Origin of the sequence: Mesorhizobium sp. M4A.F.Ca.ET.090.04.2.1, from assembly GCF_003999085.1 — a bacterium.
GTDB lineage: Bacteria > Pseudomonadota > Alphaproteobacteria > Rhizobiales > Rhizobiaceae > Mesorhizobium.
Genome location: NZ_RZOT01000800.1, coordinates 1 through 1,689, shown reverse-complemented (window position 1 = coordinate 1,689; position 1,689 = coordinate 1). Strand labels below are relative to the sequence as shown.

The window sequence follows — 1,689 nt, the reverse complement described above, 5'->3', positions numbered from 1 at the left end:
GCGAAGAAGATCGTCGCAGCCTGCGGCCGCGACGTGCGCGCGCTGATGGGGGATAGTGCCGCGCTCAAGGCGCTCGACCCGCGTGTCTTCGTCGACGAGCGCTTTGGCCTGCCGACGGTGCGCGACATCCTGGCGGAGCTGGAAAAGCCCGGCCGCGATCCGCGCCCCGGCTTCAAGACGGCGACCTTTGCCGAGGGTGTCGACGATATCAAGGACCTGAAGCCAGGCATGCTGCTCGAAGGCACGGTGACCAATGTCGCCGCCTTCGGCGCTTTTGTCGACATCGGCGTGCATCAGGACGGGCTGGTCCATGTCTCGCAACTGGCTGACCGCTTCATCAAGGATGCGCATGAGGTGGTGAAGGCGGGCGATGTGGTGAAGGTGCGGGTCGTCGACGTCGACATCAAGCGCAACCGCATTGGTCTCACGATGCGCAAGGACGGCGACGGCGGTGCCCCGCGGAGCGGCTCGCGCGACAATGGTGGCGGCAGGCCGGCGCCGCGCACGCCGGCGCCGCCGCGCCAGCCGGAGCCGCCGGCCGCGCAGGGCGCGTTCGGCGCGGCGCTTGCCGAGGCCATGAAGCGGAAGTAGCTACCAAGCCAGAACAGCCGGCTCCTTGCCGAGTTGGCCTAGCAGCCAGTCGCGAAAACTGGCGACCGGCGGATGGCCGCGCTTGTCATGCGGGACAACGAGGTAATAGGCGCTGCGGCTCTGCATCGGTTGACCCGGCGCCGGCAGCAGTTGGCCGCGCTGCAATTCTGCGGCAATCAGGATTTCCGGCAGCAACGCCACGCCGAGCCCGGCCATGCAGGCCTGGGCGGCGGTGCCGAACTGCTCGAACTGCATACCGGGTCCGGTCGGCGCGCTGAGCCCCTGATGCTCAAACCATTCGGTCCAGGCGCCGGGGCGCGTCGCCATGTGCAGCAGTGGCAGGCGGCAGATGTCGGCCGGCGTGGCGATCCGTTGCCCTTTCACGAATTCGGGCGATGCCACCGGCGCCACCGTCTCGCGCACGAGCAGCGTGGAATCGGCATCCGGCCAGTCGGGCAGGCCGTAATGGATGGCGGCGTCGAGCCGTTCGCGGGCGAAGTCGAAGCGGCCGACTCGAGTGACGAAGTTGATGGTGATGTCGGGGTTGTTGGCGACGAAATCGGGGATCAGCGGCATCAGCCAGCGCGTGCCGAAGGTCGGCAAAATCGCCAGGTTAAGGATGCCCCCATGCCGATTGCTCATCAATCCAAGGGCTGCGTTGCGCAGTTGCCCGAGCGCTGATCGCACCGCCTCGGCATAGGCCTCGCCTGCCGTCGACAGCCGGACATTGCGGCTGTCGCGCTCGAACAGGCGGCGTCCGAACTGTTCTTCCAAAAGGCCAACTTGCCGGCTGATGGCGCCTTGGGTGAGATCGAGCTCACGGGCGGCGGCGGTGAAGGAGCCCAGACGCGCCACCGCCTCGAAGGCGGCAAGGGCGCTGGTGGTCGGCAAAAGGCGGCGCTGGACGTTCATGATCTATTACTAACGCTCATTGATTGGTGATGCAATTTCGTTTGATTTTTTCCAGGCGGGGGCCGATAAGCCCCGCACCTCAAGATTTTGCGCGGGAGAGACAGGCCATGGCCGCCGACAAGAACGCATTCGTCTGGGAAGATCCCTTCCTGATCGAGGACCAACTCTCCGAGGATGAGCGCATGG

2 protein-coding genes are annotated in these 1,689 nt (G+C 66.1%); one reads left to right on the top strand and one right to left on the bottom strand.

Annotated features, from left to right (window positions below; all coding sequences use genetic code 11):
- Positions 1-591 (top strand): S1 RNA-binding domain-containing protein (locus EN781_RS31980; protein WP_127400701.1); only part of this gene is annotated, 591 nt, incomplete at its 5' end.
- Here the strand turns inward: EN781_RS31980 and EN781_RS31975 are convergent.
- Positions 592-1,503, bottom strand: a complete 912-nt coding sequence (locus tag EN781_RS31975) for a LysR family transcriptional regulator (protein ID WP_126058514.1) — start codon at positions 1,501-1,503, stop codon at positions 592-594. It lies immediately after the preceding gene.
- Positions 1,504-1,689: the final 186 nt, after the last annotated feature.